At 50.2% G+C, this 18,208-nt stretch carries 11 protein-coding genes; 7 read left to right on the top strand and 4 right to left on the bottom strand.

What is annotated here, in order from left to right; translation table 11 throughout:
• Positions 1 to 513 precede the first annotated feature (513 nt).
• From JWG39_RS11495 to JWG39_RS11485, 3 genes are all read left to right on the top strand, one after another.
• Positions 514 to 1,044 carry a hypothetical protein gene (locus JWG39_RS11495; RefSeq protein ID WP_205219552.1) on the top strand — a complete coding sequence of 177 codons (531 nt, stop codon included), beginning with the start codon at positions 514 to 516 and terminating at the stop codon, positions 1,042 to 1,044.
• Positions 1,041 to 1,901: a uracil-DNA glycosylase gene (locus tag JWG39_RS11490; protein WP_205219551.1), complete on the top strand. Its 861-nt coding sequence runs from the start codon at positions 1,041 to 1,043 to the stop codon at positions 1,899 to 1,901. The genes JWG39_RS11495 and JWG39_RS11490 overlap by 4 nt, the downstream gene beginning before the upstream one ends.
• A gap of 71 nt (positions 1,902 to 1,972) precedes the next feature.
• Positions 1,973 to 3,682: an FG-GAP repeat domain-containing protein gene (locus JWG39_RS11485; protein WP_205219550.1), complete on the top strand. Its 1,710-nt coding sequence runs from the start codon at positions 1,973 to 1,975 to the stop codon at positions 3,680 to 3,682.
• A gap of 325 nt (positions 3,683 to 4,007) precedes the next feature.
• Here the strand turns inward: JWG39_RS11485 and JWG39_RS17480 are convergent, their stop codons facing one another.
• Positions 4,008 to 4,181, bottom strand: coding sequence for a GxxExxY protein (locus JWG39_RS17480; protein ID WP_500683478.1), 174 nt, complete (start codon positions 4,179 to 4,181; stop codon positions 4,008 to 4,010).
• Positions 4,182 to 4,763: 582 nt separating this feature from the next.
• On the opposite strand from JWG39_RS17480, the gene JWG39_RS11480 reads away from it, so the two are divergent.
• From JWG39_RS11480 to JWG39_RS11465, 4 genes are all read left to right on the top strand, one after another.
• Entirely contained in the window at positions 4,764 to 6,005 is a 1,242-nt protein-coding gene (locus JWG39_RS11480) for a hypothetical protein (RefSeq protein ID WP_205219549.1), read from the top strand.
• 727 nt (positions 6,006 to 6,732) lie between these two features.
• On the top strand, positions 6,733 to 8,724 hold the full coding sequence (yoaA, locus tag JWG39_RS11475) for a DNA repair helicase YoaA (protein WP_240192109.1): 1,992 nt from the start codon (positions 6,733 to 6,735) through the stop codon (positions 8,722 to 8,724).
• On the top strand, positions 8,687 to 9,718 hold the full coding sequence (locus JWG39_RS11470) for a polyprenyl synthetase family protein (protein WP_205219548.1): 1,032 nt from the start codon (positions 8,687 to 8,689) through the stop codon (positions 9,716 to 9,718). The genes yoaA and JWG39_RS11470 overlap by 38 nt, the downstream gene beginning before the upstream one ends.
• 1 nt (position 9,719) lies before the next feature.
• Positions 9,720 to 9,938, top strand: a complete 219-nt coding sequence (locus tag JWG39_RS11465) for a hypothetical protein (RefSeq protein ID WP_205219547.1) — start codon at positions 9,720 to 9,722, stop codon at positions 9,936 to 9,938.
• Positions 9,939 to 10,523: 585 nt separating this feature from the next.
• Here the strand turns inward: JWG39_RS11465 and JWG39_RS11460 are convergent.
• From JWG39_RS11460 to metH, 3 genes are all read right to left on the bottom strand, one after another.
• Positions 10,524 to 11,813 (bottom strand): IMP cyclohydrolase, encoded by a 1,290-nt coding sequence (locus JWG39_RS11460; protein WP_205219546.1) that lies wholly within the window; start codon positions 11,811 to 11,813, stop codon positions 10,524 to 10,526.
• Between the two features lie 16 nt (positions 11,814 to 11,829).
• A complete protein-coding gene (locus tag JWG39_RS11455) occupies positions 11,830 to 12,855 on the bottom strand; it encodes a bifunctional UDP-N-acetylglucosamine diphosphorylase/glucosamine-1-phosphate N-acetyltransferase GlmU (RefSeq protein ID WP_205219545.1) in 1,026 nt (341 codons plus the stop codon).
• Between the two features lie 879 nt (positions 12,856 to 13,734).
• On the bottom strand, positions 13,735 to 17,409 hold the full coding sequence (metH, locus tag JWG39_RS11450; protein ID WP_439099716.1) for a methionine synthase: 3,675 nt from the start codon (positions 17,407 to 17,409) through the stop codon (positions 13,735 to 13,737).
• Positions 17,410 to 18,208: the final 799 nt, after the last annotated feature.

Genomic DNA, 18,208 nt, shown 5'->3' with positions numbered 1-18,208 from the left:
GGAAAAGCGAAACAGCGAAAAACTTTTGCCAACGAATAACTGCTCTAATCACGCGAATAAAGGCGAAAAACTTTAAAAAAAGATTTTAAAACTAAACAGGAATTTGCTGTTGGTGTTCTATCTTTACTCTTTGCGTTCTTCGTGTCCTTCGCGGTGAAATTCTTTATCTTTTTCATAGCTTTTTAAGAAGTTATGCTTTTGTCTAAAAAGTCTTTATTCGCCTTATTCGAGCAGTTATTCGTTGGCAAAAATCTTTTTGCTTTTCGCCTTTCTTCGTGTTCCTTCGCGTTCTTCGCGGTAAAAAAATTGTCTTATCGCTGTTTGCTTTTTCCTGTCTCCTGTCTCCCGTCTCCTGTCTCCCTTTTTGTCGTTGGTTCTCTTCATTATTGCATGTTGCTATGGTACAAAGAGAGTGGAGAATGTCCCTTTGATATCCCCTGTGTCAACGGGATGACCGCAAGATGGGTCTCTGTGGAAAAAGCTGTCTCAAAATCCTGACTGAGGAGTGGCTCAATGAAAATGAGTGTTTTTACTGTTGTCGTGCTGGCTTTTCTTTTCTCCGGTTGTGCGGGGCAGATGATGACGTTACCGCCTGCTCCGGGGATGACGGTGAAGGCGGAGAGTCGCATAAACCTGGAGGAATCAACGGGGCAGGGTGAATCAACGCAGAAAGGACTCTTCGCGGGAGATGATTTTTCCCTTGCCTGGGAACTTTCCTGCAACGGGGATGATTTTACCCTCAAAGGGAAGGTTGCTCTGCTGCCGTCTCTCTATAATACCTTTCCCAATGTTGCCTCCTTCCGCCTCCTTGTCAGTTTTGCAGATAAAGAGGGCACGGTTCTCAGTTCGGAGGACATTACGCCGTTCTACATTTATCTGCAGTCGGTGGACAAGCCGTTCGAGGTGAAAAAGTCAGGGAATATCCCGCCAGGCACAAAGGCTTTTGCTTTCAGTGCGAAGGGGGTGTTTCAGAGTGAGCGCAGAGATAATAACGGCAGCTGTGAGCTCTTTACCTATCCTTTTGAGAAAGGGACGCAGAAATGACGGAAGCAGCGGGAAGATGCACGGAGTATTCGGGTCTTGAACTGATGGACGCTCTGCGGGGAATCATCTGCTATCATCGTCAACTCGGTATTGATCCCTGGCCGAAAAGTGCGGCGCTTGAGGAGTTTTTTGCTGTTCAACCTCCCCTTCCCCCCGGGGTTGAGAGAGAGGAGAGAACGGGCCCGCTGGTCGGAGTGGCGCGGGGGGGGCCGCAGGTTGTCCATACTGCCCCTCTGCATTCCCGTCCCGTGCAGCAGCGCAGGGATACGGATACCATGGCAGCGTCTCTTGCGAAAATCAATGCGGCAGTTGCCACCTGTACCTTCTGCGAACTCCAGGAAGGATGCATCGTGCGTCCCCTCGGGAAGAGGCTGGCAGAGGGCGGGGGGCCGGTAAAACTGATGGTGGTCGGCACCTGGCCGCAATCAGAGGATGGACACCTCTTTGGTGGCCGCGAAGATGAGATGCTGATTCGCATGATGCAGGCCCTTCATCTGCCGCTGGAGTCGGTCTATGTCAGCAATGCCATCAAGTGTGCTCCTGCGAAAGAGAAACACCCCGCCCCAAAACACGCGAAGAGCTGTCTTGTCCACATTGCCTCCGAAATTGCCGCTGTACGTCCTGAATTTATCTGCCTGATGGGTGTTGTCCCTGTACGTTCTGTGCTCAATTCCGACTATCAGGTGTCACAGGTCCGGGGGCGTTTCTACCCGTACAATCTCAGGGAGGGGAACCCGATTCCCATGATGGTCACCTGGCATCCGACGACACTGCTTGCCGACCTGAGTCTCAAGCGGGCAGCCTGGGATGACCTGAAGTTACTTGCCAGAAAAATGGGGCTTGTGGTTCGCAGCTGATTTTTAATTCTTTTGAGCGCCCGTACAAAGGTTCGAGGCGTTTCTGACCCTTATTACCTGAGGTTGAAACCATGAAAAAAGTTTGTTTGAAACTCCTGTTGCTGCTGGCGGTCTTTTTCCTGCCTCTTACAGCAGAGGCTAAAAATATTAATCTGCTCATTGTTCCTTTTGATGTCTCGGATGGCGGTCAATACAGCGATATGCGTGACAGTATCCAGACGATGCTCATCAGTCGCCTCGCCTCGCATGCCGGGGTAAATGTTCTTGATAATGGCATGTCGGCGGTGCAGCTTGAGCAGCTTGGCAGTGGCAAACAATTCAAGGGGCTCAACAAGAAGAATACTGATGTCTATCTTGTTACCGGTTCTCTTTTTCAGATTAAGAAAGAAGTGAAGGTTCAGGTTAACCTTATTCCCATTATCAACGGTGGTCTCGATCACAACGCGCCGCCCTTGAGTTTTTCGGCCCAGTCCGGCAGGAACGACAGTCTTATCTCTGATATGGCCGAGCTGGCACGGAAGATCAACGCCGGGGCCTTTGAAGAGCAGCGTTCAGTTATGGGCGAGGGAGAGAAGAACGGCATGGGAGCCTTTGTCACACGGCACCCGGAAAAGGCCTGGAAACGCGGACAATACTCCAGTCTTGCCGCTATCACGGGCAGTAAGGGGTTCAGTGCAAAGAATGTCGGCGCTCGCAGTCGCTTTGATTTTGAGGACAAACTTCTCGGCTTACAGGTGGTTGATGCCGATGGAGACGGGATCTCGGATATTTTCCTCTTCTTCTCCTATCGGATTGAGGTGCAACAACTCGTCGATCATCGTCTGCGTCCGGTAGATGCCTGCTCTCTGCCCTCCGGCCTGCGGGTACATGCCTGGAACTTTGCTGACCTCAACAGGGATGGCATGCAAAGTCTCTACCTCAGTGCCACCAGAGGTCTGAAGCCTGACTCGGGTGTGCTCTCCTGGTCGAAACAGAAGGGTTTTGCCTGGAAGAAGAAAAATATTCCCTTTTATATCCGTCCCGTTCTTCTGCCCGGCCGAGGTATGACGTTGCTGGTCCAGCGCCGCGGACTGGCGAAAATTGCGCTGCGTCGCCCCGGGGTGTTTATCTCCTCCTTTGACAGCAAAGGGGACGTGAAAATGGAGCAACGACTGTCGCTGCCGAAATCGGTGAATCTCTTTGATTTTGAATATGCTGATCTTGATGGGGACAACACCGCCGAATTGGTCGTTATCGGCAGACATAATCACCTCAAGGTTTTCAGTGGTGCCAATGAGTTGCTCTTTGTGAGTGAAAAACTCTATGGTGGCAGCAGGCTCTATATCGGCCCAACTCAGGGAGAGGCCACCGCCAAACAGAGTCGCTCCTCATTTTCCATAGAGGAGGATGCCGATCGTGAGCTCCTCTATATGCCGGGACGTATCCTTGTGGTCGATTTTAACGGGGATGGCCATAAAGAAATTGTGGTTGCGCAGAGCAGCATGCCATCGCTGGGGTTTCTCACCCGTCTGCGGCTTTTCAATTCCGGAACAATTACCGGGCTGACCTGGAACGGAGAAAGTTTTATTCCTTTTTGGGAGACTGGTAGTTTTCGCGGTTACCTTTCTGATTTCGGCATGACTCTGCGGAAAGGGAAGGGGAAAACACAGATTGGCACTCTTTACGTCTCTAATCTGCCCTCCAGTGGGACGTTGCTCTCTTTGCTGCCGGGAACGAAAGAGTCTACCCTTACCGTCGGGCGAATTGACTTTTCCACTGAAGCGGAGAGTGAGGAGAAGTAAGGAGGGAGAAAGGAGACGGGAGACGGGAGAAAGGGAACAGCGAAAGGCAGAAACAAAAGGAACCACGAATGGACACGAATAAACACGAATTATTAATCATTTAAAAAGGTAAAAAGCGGAAAGGCAATTTTTACCGCGAAGGACGCGAAGGACGCGAAGGAAGGCGAAGAAAAACGAAAAGCAAAAAGATTTTTGCCAACGAATAAAAGCTCGAATCACGCGAATAAAAGCATTTTTTATAAAAGTGTAACTTCTTAAAGAAGCTATAAAAAAAGATAAAGGCAAAAAGGAAAGGAACCACGGAAGACACGGAAAGCACGGAATATTAGAGAGCAAAACGCTCAACCCCGACTTTTGGATAACTCCCAAAGTTGATTAATACTCCTGGTTTTAAATTTGTTACTTTAAAATAATTGATGTTTTCCGTGTCCTTCCGTGTTTTCCGTGGTAGCCAATCTCTCAATTTTTTTTGCCTTCTTTCGTGTGTTTCGTTGGCCATCCGTTTGTTGCTTTTCGCTGTTCCGCCTCAATGTTTCTGCCTTTCTTCGCGTTCCTTCGCGTCCTTCGCGGTGAAAATTGCTTTTCCGCCTTTCCGCCTTTCCGCCTTTCACTTTTCACCTTTTCCTTTCCCCCGTCTCCCGTCCTGCCCGCCTTAATTAAACAAAATCTTTGTCCTTAAATCTTTTTCGCCTTTATTCGCCTTATTCGAGCAGTTATTCGTTGGCAAAAAGTTTTTCGCTGTTCCGCCTTTCGCTTTTCCCTTTCTCCCTGCCTCCTGCCTCCCGTCTCCTGTCTCCTGTCTCCTTTCTCCTGTCTCCCGTCTCCTGTCTCCTGTCTCCTGTTTCCTTTCCTTCCGCAGTGAGGAACAGGGCGGAAGTACAAATTTTCCAAGGTACAAAGTGAAGGAATAACAACTGGATATGAAGAGGGCGGCGGGGTAAAAAAAATTGTACTTTAAGGGTAAAAAAAACTTGACATCAGCTCTAAAGGCGTATATTTTGCGTTGAAACAGTGAGTTTGGCAGCTGCCTAAGAGCTGGAAAGGACCCGGCGGGTCAAAAAATATTTCAGGAGAATTGGAAATGAAAAAAATTATTGCAAGTGCACTTGGCCTGGCCATGGTTGGCGGAGTTGCTACCACAGCTTTCGCAGTTGAAAATCAATTCGGCGGATATTGGCGTACATGGGCTTATTCTGCAGATCAAATGAATCAGGATGACGATAGCCAGTTCATCATGTCAAACCGTACCCGTCTTTACTACACTGCTAAATTCAGTGAAAATTTCAAGTTCGTCAACAAGTTTGAGTTCGACAGTTCCTGGGGTGATAATGACGCTGGTGATATCGGTGCTGACGGTCACAACTTCGAGCTGAAAAACTCCTATGCAGACTTCACTCTCGGCAATGTAAATACCAAAATAGGTATCATGGGTACAACCATTGGCCGTGGTTTCATCTTTGATGATGACTTCTCCGGTGTCCTCGTTACACCGACCTTCGGTGATAATGCTCTGACCCTTGGTTATATCTCCATCAGTAACAGTGATCTTGGCGACAGTGCAGATGATCCGGGCAGCAATAATGGCATCGCCCTTGCACAATTGAGTCTTAAACCGAGCGATACTCTTGCTGTTACCCCCTATGTCATCTACAGCCAGGGAACTGATGTTACTCTTGCTGATGAAGTAATTGATGGCGATAACGTTACCACCCCGGCTGTCCTGGGTGATGTAGACCTCTATTACCTTGGTGTTGACTTTGATGTGCAAACCGATGCCATGTCTCTCTGGTCTACTTTCATCTACAACGGCGGTGAATATAACGATATCGACGTCAGCGCGTTTCTTGGTGCCTTCGGTCTTGAGGCTGGTGTAGCTCACGGTTCTTTTGTTTATTCGACTGGTGATGATGACGACAGTGACGGTGACATGAACGCATTTGTTCCGACTGCTGGTACTTCTTTCTACTGGTCTGAAATCCTTGGTTACGGCGTGTTTGATTACGCCTCTCCGCTGGATAGCCGTTCTGTTGGTGAGGGTGTTAGTATAGGCGCAGATGAGATCTCTGACCTCATTGCTGTGAATGCAGGTGTAACCTTCAACCCCATGCCTAAAATGACCCTCTCCGGTGACGTATGGTATGCATGCCTTGCAGAAGAAAATTCTGCAGGAGACAGCTACATCGGGACTGAGCTTGATGCTAAATTGACCTACAGCATCTTTGATAATCTCACCGCTGACCTCGTTGTTGCCTATCTCTTCGCAGGCGACGTTGTTGAAGAAGATGTTACTGAAGCTGGTGTGCAACTCTCCCTTAAATTCTAATCTGAGCTGAGAGAAAGCAGTTTCGACTGCACAATGCAACAGTAAGGCCCCGGTGGTTATAACCACCGGGGCCTTTTCCGTTCCTGCTGCCTTGTTTTTCCTCTTCTGTGCCTTTCGTAAAAGTGTCAGAAAGAGTAAAACATTTGAGAATGGGAAAAGGGGAGACAGGAGACGGGAGACGGGAGACGGGAGAAAGGGAACAGCAAAAGCAAAAGACGGAACAGCGAAAGACTTTTTGCCAACGAATAAAAGCTCGAATAAGGCGAATAAAAGCAAAGGCAAAAAGAGAGACAGGAAAAAGGGAAAGGCAGAAACAAAAGGAACCACGAATGGACACGAATAAACACGAATAATTAATCATTTGTAATCGCCTAAAAAGACAAAAAGGGAGATGGGAGGCAGGGAAAAGCAAACAGCCGAACAGCGAAAAACTTTTTGCCAACGAATAAAAGCTCGAATAAGGCGAATAAAAGCAAAGGCAAAAAGGGAGACGGGAGAAAGGGAACAGCGAAAGGCGGTACGGCATTTTTCACCGCGAAGAACGCGAAGGACACGAAGAAAGGCAGAAACATTTAGAGGGAACAGCGAAAAGATTTTTTTAATTAACCAGGACGTTGCGGTTCTGTTGTCCTGCTTTTTCCTTTCTCCCGTCTCCCGTCTCCTGTCTCCTGTCTCCCTTTTTCTTTTTCTCTTTTTCCACAACTTTTTGAGAAATGACCTGAATACGATGGAAATAGATGAAATTTTTGGAGAAAACGGCCTTCTTGCTGCCCGTTTTCCACGCTTTGAGCGACGGCAGGGGCAGGAGGAGATGGCTGCGGCTGTAGCCGCTGTGCTGGCTGGTCCGCCCGAGGAAGAGGTCACGGAATTTCTCGAAGAAGAGGCGGTGCAGGCGCGGGTGCTGGTCGTGGAGGCAGAGACGGGAATCGGGAAGACCCTTGCATACCTCATCCCCGCTGTGCTTTCCGGGAAACGGGTGGTGATTTCCACCGCGACGCTCAATCTGCAGGACCAGATTCGTGATAAAGATATCCCGCTGGTGGAGACGATTCTCGGACGGCCGATTGAGGCTTTGATTCTGAAGGGACGGGAAAATTATCTCTGTCTCTACCGCTGGTTTCAATATCGCGCCAATCCGCAGAGACGACTGGTTGATGATCCGCATCTGGCGAAAATTGATGCCTGGGTCAAAACCACTACACTGGGCGACCGGGCCGAATTGACCTGGCTGGGGGATCGCACCCCGCTGTGGTCGAAGCTCTCGGCAAATTCCTCTCAGTGTCTGGGTGGAGACTGCCCGGAGTATAACGAATGCTTTATTACCCGGTTGCGAAAACAGGCGGGCAGTGCGCAGATTCTTGTGGTTAATCACTATCTCTTCTTTTCTGACCTTGCCCTGCGGCAGAGTGGTCATGGAGAGTTGTTGCCACGCTGTGAGGCGGTGATTTTTGACGAGGCGCATCATATTGAGAACGTGGCCAGCCTTTTTTTTGGTGAGAGCTGGAGTCAGTATCAGGTGGTTGATCTGCTGGGAGACCTGGAAAAACAGGGTGCCCTTGAGCTGCCTCCAGATCATCTTGAACTTCTCAAAAGTGATATCACTGCGCTGCGAAAACGTACCGACAATTTTTCCGCAATTTTTCCGGTGAAACCAGGACACTTTCCCCTTGTACAGTTTGTGAAGAATTTCGGTGAGGAGGAGTGGCACCAGGAGGTGGAACTGCTCGCGTTCGGCCTCGGTCGCCTTGCCGACCGTCTCACCCGCTGGGCACCGCTGGGGGAGATGTGGAGGGGGTATGCCAAACGGGCGGAGGGGCTTCGCGATTCTCTGCGTGGCGTGGCCGGGGAGGCGAAGGGTGAAACAGAGGGAGCTTTTGTCCGCTGGTATGACCGGGGGGAACGTTCGCTGCTGCTTTCGGCCACTCCCGTGGATATTGCGCCCGAACTGGCAAAGAGCCTGTACACCGGGGTCTCTGCCTGTGTAATGACTTCTGCGACACTTTCTACGGGCGGATCTTTTTCCTATCTGCAGAAACGGCTCGGTCTTGGCGATGAGGTGCAGTATCTTAAATATGCTTCTCCCTTTGACTATAAGGAACGTACCCTGCTCTATCTGCCGGAACGAACCTTTCCTGATCCCGGGGCAAAGGATTTTCGCAGTGCCGTGAGTGCCCGGGTGGTAGAGCTGCTCTACTCCAGCCGGGGGCGGGCTCTGGTGCTCTGCACCAGTTATCGCGGGATGGAAATGCTGGCCGATGTGCTGGAGGAGCAGCTTGATTATCCTGTGCTGGTGCAGGGAATGGAGTCGAAGGCTGCACTGCTTGCCCGCTTTCGAGAGGAGACCCACTCTGTGCTGGTGGCGGTAGCCAGTTTCTGGGAGGGAGTGGACGTGGCCGGTGAGGCCCTGAGCTGTGTGGTCATCGACAAACTCCCCTTTGAGGTACCCAACGACCCGGTTATTGAGGCTCGCAGCCATCGAGTGGAAGAGGAGGGAGGAAATGCTTTTTTTGGTTTTCTGGTGCCGCGTGCGGTGCTTACTCTGCGCCAGGGTGTTGGTCGGTTAATGCGCACTGCGGGAGATCGTGGTGTGGTGGCAATTTTGGATGTGCGACTGTTGACGAAGGGGTACGGCAAAACATTTCTACGGAGTCTGCCACCGTCCCCCCGCTGCAGCTCGCTTGATGATGTTGATGATTTCTTTGCGGCAGACAATAAATAATATGGACCTGCGCACGCTGTTGACAACGGAGGCCGCACGTATCAATGCGGTCATTGAGGAAGACCTTTTCCAACTGAGTAAACGCCATGAGCCGCTGCTTATAGAGGTGTTGCGTTACGGATTGCTGGGAGGTGGCAAGCGTGTTCGGCCATTTCTGCTGCTCACCGCAGCGACCCTCTGCGGCCGCAGAGGGTCGGAGTGTGATGCGCTGGCCATTGCTTTTGAATATCTGCATGCAGCAACGCTCTTTCACGACGATATTATTGACCAGTCTGCACTTCGTCGGGGGCAACCTGCTGTACACTCAAAATTTGGCATGGTGGCGGCGATTCTCGCCGGAGATTTCCTCCTGACCCATTCCATGGAGATTGTTGGGGAGTATACCGGGCAGAGAGGGTTGAAGTCCTTTAATCTGGCAACGAAGGGTATGGTGGACGGTGAGTTCTACCAGCAGCGTAATGCCGATACCATCAGTCTGGAGACAGGGGATTACGATGAGGCCGTGATGCGCAAGACCAGCCTTCTCATTGCCGGAGCCTGTGAAGTGGGAGGCCTGTTTGCCGGAGGCAGTGAAGAGGAGGTTGCCGCTCTGCGTTGCTATGGAGAGAATCTGGGACGTGCTTTTCAGATTGTTGATGATCAGCTTGATTACCTTGGAGATACCAGCAAAACCGGCAAGGCCGTAGGGAATGATCTGCAGGAAGGGAAGATGACTCTGCCCCTGCTTCTCGCCGTGCAGCAGGGAACCGGTGCTGTACGGGAGCGTTTGCTGGAGATTATCAGCAATGTGGAATTGCGGCAGCAGGCGGGGAGTTTCGTGGAAGTAAAGGACTTGATTGAGAAGTGTGGTGGTTTTACCGCCGCCCGCGAGGAGGCGGAGAAAACCATGTCACGGGGGATTTCCGCGCTGGATCTCTTCTCTGCACCTGAGGTGTCAGATGCGCGGGCTCGGCTGGCGGCGCTGGGGCAGTTTGTACTTCATCGGGAGAAGTAGGGTGGCCGTTGCGAAAAAAAGCCCCTCCCGCAGCAGATCAACAGGCAAAAGTAAAAAAACTGCGCAGGGAAAAAAACGAAGCGGGAAAGCGGGAAAGAAAGGTGTGGTTACAGGGTGGATAAAGGCTCACCTCGGCGTGTTACTGCTGAGCGTGAGCCTTCTCTTTTTGCTTGGAATTACGCTCTTTTCCCTTGGCTATGTGGTGTTTTTGCAGGGGTGAAAGACGGAAGGATAAAGGGAGACGGGAGACGGGAGACGGGAAAAAGCAAACAACGGAAAGGCAATTTTTACCGCGAAGAACGCTAAGGAACGCGAAGAAAAACGAAAAGCAAAAAGATTTTTGCCAACGAATAACTGCTCGAATCACGCGAATAAAGGCATTTTTTATAAAAGCGTAACTTCTTAAATAAACTATAAAAAAAAGATAAAGGCAAAAAGGAAAGGAACCACGGAAGACACGGAAAGCACGGAATATTAGAGAGCAAAACGCTCACCCCCGACTTTTGGATAACTCCCAAAGTTGATTAATACTCCTGGTTTTAAATTTGTTACTTTAAAATAATTGATGTTTTCCGTGTCCTTCCGTGTTTTCCGTGGTAGCCAATCTTATTCTCAAATGCTTGTCGCCTTTCCCTTTCTCCTGCCTCCCGTCCTTCCCGCTTTAATTCAAAAAATCTTTGTCCCTAAATCTTTTTCGCCTTTATTCGCATGATTAGAGCTTTTATTCGTTGGCAAAAAGTCTTTCGCTGTTCCGTCTTTTGCTTTTCCCTTCTCCCGTCTCCTGTCTCCTTCTTTTCTCCTGGGATCAGTGCTTGAAAGAACGCTGGCCGGTGAACATCATCGCCACCTGTGGATCGGCCTCATTGCAGGCCTCAATCGTTTCAAAGTCCCGCAAAGAGCCGCCCGCCTGAAGAATAGCGGAGATTCCCTGGGTGATTCCCACATCAGCGCCGTCCCGGAAGGGGAAGAAGGCGTCGGAGATCATCACTGATCCAGGCAGGCCAGCGCGGTCGGCGCGGGTTTGTTCATCAATGGCATTCTTTTCAGCAAGGGTGTGTTCGCCCCGTTCAATGGCCATGGCCAGTTCAGCGTAACCAATACCATATTTGTCCCATGCCAGGATGTCGGCATATTTGATATATGCCTTGTGCACGGCACTCTCCGCGACGCCGACGCGATCCTGTTCGCCGGTGCCCACACCTGTAGTGCAGCCGTTTTTCACATAGAGAACAGAATTGGAGGTCACGCCGTGTTCAATGGCCCAGCCAAAGATCATATCGTCAATCTCTTGTGCCGTGGGTTGGCGTTCGCATCTGTATTCCACACCTTTTCTTGTGGTGACGGCCGGTTTCATGTCGTTGATAGAGCGAATCGAGTTGACTGCTGACTGCTGTACAATGAGCCCGCCGTCAACAAGGCTTTTGAAATCGACAAAGCGGTATTTCTCAAAATCGGCGAGGCGGTTGATGCCGGCAATGCGGATGATGCGCAGGTTTTTCCGGGCGGCGAGAATCTCAACGGCTCCCTCCTCAAAATCCGGTGCGCAGACGACTTCGAGATAATTAGTTGCCAGCAGAGTGGCTGTCTCTTTATCACAGGGACGATTGAGTATCACTGCGCCACCGAAGGCGGCAATGCGGTCACAGCGAAGAGCGCGGGTGAAGGCGGTGGCGAGGTCGTTGTCCCAGGCTGCACCGCAGGGGTTGTTGTGTTTGAGGATGACTGCGGCGGGGCGCTTCATCAGGTATTTGATGATGTTGAGGCCGTTATCCACATCGGTGAGGTTGATCTTGCCGGGATGTTTACCCACTCGCAGCATGTCTTCAATCCCGATGGCGGAGACCAGGCCGTTACCCGGCTCAATGAAGTGACAATCGCCGAGGGTGAGGTTGCCGTTGATCAGTTCATAGAGCGCTGCCTGTTGATCAGGGTTTTCACCGTAGCGCAAACCGCGTTCATCCACGGTGCCGTCCTCCTTTGGAATGCCCCAGGTTCTCTTGTGGTACACCAGTTTCTGGTCACCAAAGGTGATAGTCATTTCGGGCGGAAAATTATCGCCGAGGATAGTGGAATACATCTTCTTTAAATCACTCATGGGAGCTCCTTAATCATTATTTGCAGGCATGAACCTTGCAGGTGTGAGGTTGGATGATGCTGTTTTCAGGACAGGTGATGCCGTCGAGATGCGAACCTGCGCCGATAACACAGCCGGAAGCGATGGTGCAGTCTTTCAGAACGCAGCCCTGTTCGATATGACAATCTGACTCTATGGTGGTGCTGCCGCAGATATGAACAGAGGGCTCGATCACTGTGTCGAAGGCGATGGTGGTAGTGGGCTGGATGCGGATAGTTTCCGGCATGATCATGGAAACGCCGGCGGCCATGAGGGTAAAGTTGTGACGCATCTGCAGTTCCCTCTCCGCCTCGGAAAGTTGGCGGCGTGAGTTTACACCCAGGACTTCAACCGGATTGGAGACGTTAAAGCGTTTCACGCGTCGTCCCTCTTTTGTGCCAATGTCAATGATATCGGTAAGATACATCTCTTTCTGGGTGTTGTCAGTGCCGATTTTTTTCAGCGCCTCAAAAAGGAAAGACTTCTGCACACAGTAAATACCTGCATTGACTTCAGTGATTTGGCGCTGCACGTCACTGGCATCCTTCTCCTCGACAATGGCCTGCAGATTACCCTCGGCATCGGACAAAATCCGGCCATAGCCAAAGGGGTTGGCAAGTGTGGTCGTGAGCAGGGTGACGTCGCTGGAGGATGTGCAGTGGAAGTCACAAAGTTCTTTGAGGGTTTCAGGGAGAATCAGCGGTGTATCGCCACAGAGGATGAGAACGGTTTCGGCGGCGGCAGGAATGGAGGTTTCGCTGATGAGGACGGCATGTCCTGTTCCGAGTTGTTCCTTTTGCTCGATAAAATCGCAATTCCAGGGAGCAAGAGCCGCTTCCACGGCTTCCCTCTGGTGGCCGGTGACGGTGAGGACCTGCAGAGGGTTCAAGCTCTGCGCGACGGCGATGATATGGGCGGCCATGGGCTGGTAGAAAACTTCATGCAGCACTTTGGCTCTGGTGGATTTCATACGGGTACCCTTGCCGGCGGCAAGGATAACGACGGAGAGGGAGCGTGGGTTCATAATAGATTGCAGGTTCAGGTTAACTACGCGAAAATACGCAGGTCACACGAAAAAGGGTGGCTTATATATATATAACGTCACTTCTCAAAAAGTTATGAAACAAGACAAAGAATTTTACCGCGAAGGCCACAAAAATTCATAAAAGATGAGAACAAAGGCTTTCACCGCGAAGGACACGAAGAACGCGAAGAAAAACGGAACAGCGAAAAGATTTTTTTTGCCAACGAATAAAGGCTCTAATAATGCGAATAAAGGCAAAGACAAAAAGAGAGACAGGAAAAAAGGAAAGGCAGAAACAAAAGGAACCACGAATGGACACGAATAAACACGAATTATTAATCATTTAAAAAGGCAAAAAGCGAAAAACAATTTTTACCGCGAAGGACACGAAGAAAAGCAGAAACATTCAGGCGGAACAGCGAAAAGATTTTTTTGCCAAAGGAAAGCTCGAATCACACGAATAAAGGCATTTTATATATAAAGACAAAGAATTTCACCGCGAAGAACGCGAAGAGTAAAGATAGAACAACAACAGCAAAGCCAGCCCTGTTTAGTTTTAAAATCTTTTCGCTGTTCCGTCTTTTGTTTTTCTCCTGTCTCCTGCCTCCCGTCCTGCCCGCTTTAATTAAACAAAATCTTTGTTCTTAAATCTTTTTCGCTTTTATTCGCATGATTAGAGCAGTTATTCGTTGGCAAAGAGTTTTTCGCTGTTCCGCCTTTCGCTTTTCCCTGCCTCCCGTTTCCTTTTTTGCCTTTTTTGGCGATTACGAATGAATACTTATTCGTGTTTATTCGTGTCCATTCGTGGTTCCTTTTGCTTTTGCTTTTTCCTGTCTCCTGTCTCCTGTCTCCTTTCTCTATTTTTCAGGTTTGGAAATATCACTCTTCCATGGAAACAGCAAGCCATTTACGCATCTGCGCGGCATTCCATCCCTTCCGTTGTGCATAATCTTTCGCCTGATCAGGCTGAATCTTTCCCAGGACAAAATATTTGCCTGCAGGGTGGCTGAAATACCACCCTGACACAGAGGAAGCGGGCAACATGGCGCAGTTTTCTGTCAATTTCATGCCAAGTTTTTTCTCCACATCGAGGAGATCCCATATTACTCTTTTTTCGGAGTGGTCCGGACAGGAGGGATAGCCGGGGGCCGGGCGAATTCCAACAAATCTCTCTTGAAGTAAGGTGCTGAGGTCCAGATTCTCGTCCGGTGCATATCCCCAGAGGCGTGTTCGCAGCTCCAGATGCATATATTCCACCATCGCTTCAGCGAGGCGATCGCATGTCGCCTGCAGGAGGATCGCATTATAATCATCTCCGGCTTCCTTACAGGCATTCACCATGGCTGTTTCTTCAATCCCCGCAGTGGCAGCAAAGACTCCCAGCCAGTCAGGATACTTTTCCGCCGGGGCGATAAAATCGCTCAATGCCCGACAGCCCGGGCTGTCTTCGCGTATCTTCTGCTGACGCAGACAATGTGCAGTTCCTCGTAACCCGGTGCGCGACTCATCCGTAAATATCTGAATATCATCTCCTGAGGTCTGAGCAGGAAAAATCCCGAGAATTCCACCAGGATGAAGCGAGTCGTTTTCAGCGATGACGTCCAGCAGGGCATTGGCATCTTCCCAGACTTTACGTGCTTCCACTCCCTTTACGGTATCGTCAAAATCAGGATACATTCCGGGGAGAGACCACACCCTGAAGAACGGATACCAGTTAATGAATTTACGTAATATTTTGAATGGAACAGATGTGTAGAGATGGACACCCGGTTGCAGTGGTTTGACAGGACGATACTCGGCCCACTCTCCGGAAAAGGCGTCAAAGGATCTGGCCCGGGCCTGTTCCAGGGTGAGGGCGGGTTTCCTTTTTCGGTTTGCAAATGCTTCTCGTATTCTGGCATACTGCTGTTGTGTCTCTGCCCAGAATTCTGATTTGCCGGTCTCGTTGAGAAGGGCGCGGCAAATTCCCACTGCGCGGGAGGCATTGGTAACATAGACGACCGGAGAGTCATAATGCCGGGTCAGTTTAACGGCTGTGTGTTCTTTTGATGTAGTTGCTCCGCTGATGAGGACGGGGAGAGTTACTTTCTGACGGGAAAGTTCAGAGAGAATATGCTCCATCTCCTCCAGGGAGGGCGTAATCAGGCCGCTCAGGCCGATGATGTCAGCTTTTTCTCGAAGAGCAGTTTCTATAATGGTCTCACACGACACCATGACACCGAGATCTATGACTTCAAAATTATTGCACTGCAGAATAACAGAAACAATATTCTTGCCAATGTCGTGGACATCTCCCTTGACGGTCGCGATAACCATTTTTCCCTGAGATGTCCCCTCTTTTTTTGCTGAATTGATAAAGGGATCAAGATAGGTCACCGCCTGCTTCATGACCCGTGCCGACTTCACCACCTGGGGCAGAAACATCTTTCCCGCGCCAAAGAGATCGCCAACCCTGTCCATCCCGGCCATGAGGGGGCCTTCGATTACATCGAGAGGTTTGTCATACTGCAGTCGAGCCTCTTCGGTATCTTCATTGATAAAGGTGGTGATCCCTTTTACGAGGGCATGGGCGAGGCGTTCAGCGACCGGCCACTCCCTCCATTCCGCGACTTTAATGTCTTCTTCCTTATCCTGGTCGCGGTATTTTTCGGCGATATCAAGCAGGCGTTCCGTTGCATCCGGGCGGCGATTGAGGACGGCGTCTTCAACGGCGGCACGCAGTTCCGGGTCCAGATCATCGTAGATGGCGAGCTGTCCGGCATTGACTATCCCCATATCCATTCCGGCCTGCACTGCATGATAAAGAAAAACGGCATGAATGGCTTCCCGCACGGGATTATTACCTCTAAAGGAGAACGATATATTGGAAACACCTCCGGAGATGAGCGAACCTGGAAAATCTTTTTTGATGCGTGCGGTCGCCTGAATAAAATCGACCCCGTAGTTATTGTGTTCTTCAATACCGGTGGCGATGGCGAAGATGTTGGGGTCAAAAATGATATCTTCGGGGGAAAATCCCGCCTTATCCACCAGGAGGTGCCAGGCACGGCCACAGATTTCTACCTTGCGGTTTTCCGTGTCGGCCTGTCCTTTTTCATCGAAAGCCATGACGATGACTGCGGCACCAAAGCGACGAATTGTCCGGGCGCGGTCAAGGAAGATCTCCTCCCCCTCTTTCAGGGAGATGGAGTTAACCACTCCTTTTCCCTGAAGGGTCTGCAATCCGGCTTGTATGACAGACCATTTCGAGGAATCGATCATGATCGGGACCCGTGCCACATCAGGTTCAGCGGCGATCAGGTTGAGGAAATGGACCATGCACTGCTCTGAGTCGAGCATGGCCTCGTCCATATTGACATCAATAATCTGGGCACCGTTTTCCACCTGGTCGGTTGCGACCTGCAGGGCCTCGTCGTATTTCTCTTCCTTGATCAGACGTTTGAATTTCGCCGACCCGGTTACATTTGTTCGTTCTCCGACGTTGATAAACAGACTCTCTTTTGTAATAGTCAATGGTTCCAGACCGGAGAGTCGGCAGGCCGGGGCAATTTTTGGCAGAGGCCGCGGGGGAATGTCTGTCATTGCTTCCGCGACTGCCTTTATGTGGTCGGGGTTTGTTCCGCAACAGCCGCCAATAATATTGAGGAAACCACTTTCAGCCCACTCTTTGACGTGCTTGACCATATCTTCAGGGGTCATGTCATATTCGCCATAGGCATTAGGCAGACCGGCGTTCGGGTGGGAAGAGACAGGACACTCACAGATCCGGGAGAGTTCTGAGACGTATTGACGGAGCTCTGCCGGGCCGAGGGAACAGTTCAACCCGAAACTCATGGGTTTTGCATGACGCAGGGAGTTATAAAAGGCTTCCACCGTCTGGCCGGAAAGTGTCCGGCCGGAAGCATCGGTAATGGTCCCGGAGATCATCACGGGGAGCCTTTCTCCGCGCGTTTCAAAAACTTCGTCGATAGCATAAAGGGCCGCTTTGGCGTTGAGGGTATCAAAGATCGTCTCAACGAGAATAATATCAGCACCTCCATCCATGAGACCGGTTACGGAGAGGCTGTATGCCTCTACCATCTCTGCGAAGGTGATGTTGCGGAATGCAGGGTCGTTGACATCCGGGGAGATGGAACAGGTTCGGTTTGTCGGACCGACAATTCCGGCGACAAAACGGGGTTTCTCCGCTGTTGTCCAGCGATCGGCGGCGGCGCGTGCCAGAGCGGCACTGGCCCGATTCAGTTCTTCAGCGAGAGAGTCCAATGCGTAATCCTGCTGTGCGGTGGTGGTTGCATTGAACGTGTTTGTTTCTATTATATCCGCTCCGGCGGCGAGATACGCTTCGTGGATTTCAGTGATCACCTCCGGACGGGTTATTGAGAGAAGATCATTGTCTCCCTTGAGGTCAATCTCGGAATCTGCAAAGCGATCACCACGGAAATCTTCTTCAGTGAGTTTATATCGTTGAATCATGGTGCCCATGGCACCATCAAGAATGAGAATACGTCGCTCGAGCTCTTTTTCTACTGCTGTTTTATCTGTTGTCAATTTTATACCTTCCTTCAAGCAGAGTGCGGGATTCTCCTGTGGGAGAACTGTGGTTGCCTGTGTGGGGGAGTGAAGAAATTCTAACTGGGAGGAACATCGAATAATGGGAACCTAATCAGTTTTTCGTTCATCTTCTCCGTTATAGTCAAAAAATTATCCTCCGACAAAGCGAGGAACGAGACGTCGAGGTGAACGGCAGACTCCAGGTAAGCGCCAGACTCCAGGTAAGCGCCAGACTCCGTGATCAAAGTTATACCGGTGATGAACGGTAAGCCGGTATAAGTACCTGCGGTAAATTTCCTTCTGTACCTCGAATATAAACGAAATACAAGGCTCTTCAAGGTACTCTGAAAGTGAGAGGGGGGCAGAATGTTCACACAACTCTATCATTTCTGGAGCAGAGCAAAGAAGCGGGCAGAGAACAATTCTTCAAGAGTCCCCCCGTGCAGCCGTCAAAAAAAACCACCAGGTGCATGGATATCTGAAAATCAATAAGGGTGGGGAATTTTCATCGGTGCCTGAAGGATTTAAGAGCAGAATAATAAGGTGTTAAGAATAAAAAATCAATCCTGCTGCTGCCAGCGCCAAAACTGAATGTTCACAACAAGTGGATAAGCATATACTCACCATTCGCGTAAAATTATTTCAATTTATTCCTTTTTTTGATTAACTGCCGAGATGACTACTATACCAAAAGTTTTAACCGAAAGAATTGATGATTTTGTCCTGCTGATTGGCCTTCTCAAACGAATGGGGGTGGTAGAGCTTTTTGATGCTCATCTCCCACGTCATGGGCATCATCAAG

Origin of the sequence: Desulforhopalus vacuolatus, from assembly GCF_016918505.1 — a bacterium.
GTDB classification, from domain to species: Bacteria; Desulfobacterota; Desulfobulbia; order Desulfobulbales; family Desulfocapsaceae; genus Desulforhopalus; species Desulforhopalus vacuolatus.
This window is presented reverse-complemented; position numbering and strand designations above follow the sequence as displayed.

Coding starts and splice junctions, on each gene's coding strand:
- JWG39_RS11495 (WP_205219552.1), top strand. CDS start 514: ATGAAAATGAGTGTTTTTACTGTTGTCGTGCTGGCTTTTCTTTTCTCC.
- JWG39_RS11490 (WP_205219551.1), top strand. CDS start 1,041: ATGACGGAAGCAGCGGGAAGATGCACGGAGTATTCGGGTCTTGAACTG.
- JWG39_RS11485 (WP_205219550.1), top strand. CDS start 1,973: ATGAAAAAAGTTTGTTTGAAACTCCTGTTGCTGCTGGCGGTCTTTTTC.
- JWG39_RS17480 (WP_500683478.1), bottom strand. CDS start 4,181: ATGGCCAACGAAACACACGAAAGAAGGCAAAAAAAATTGAGAGATTGG.
- JWG39_RS11480 (WP_205219549.1), top strand. CDS start 4,764: ATGAAAAAAATTATTGCAAGTGCACTTGGCCTGGCCATGGTTGGCGGA.
- yoaA (WP_240192109.1), top strand. CDS start 6,733: ATGGAAATAGATGAAATTTTTGGAGAAAACGGCCTTCTTGCTGCCCGT.
- JWG39_RS11470 (WP_205219548.1), top strand. CDS start 8,687: ATGATGTTGATGATTTCTTTGCGGCAGACAATAAATAATATGGACCTG.
- JWG39_RS11460 (WP_205219546.1), bottom strand. CDS start 11,813: ATGAGTGATTTAAAGAAGATGTATTCCACTATCCTCGGCGATAATTTT.
- JWG39_RS11455 (WP_205219545.1), bottom strand. CDS start 12,855: ATGAACCCACGCTCCCTCTCCGTCGTTATCCTTGCCGCCGGCAAGGGT.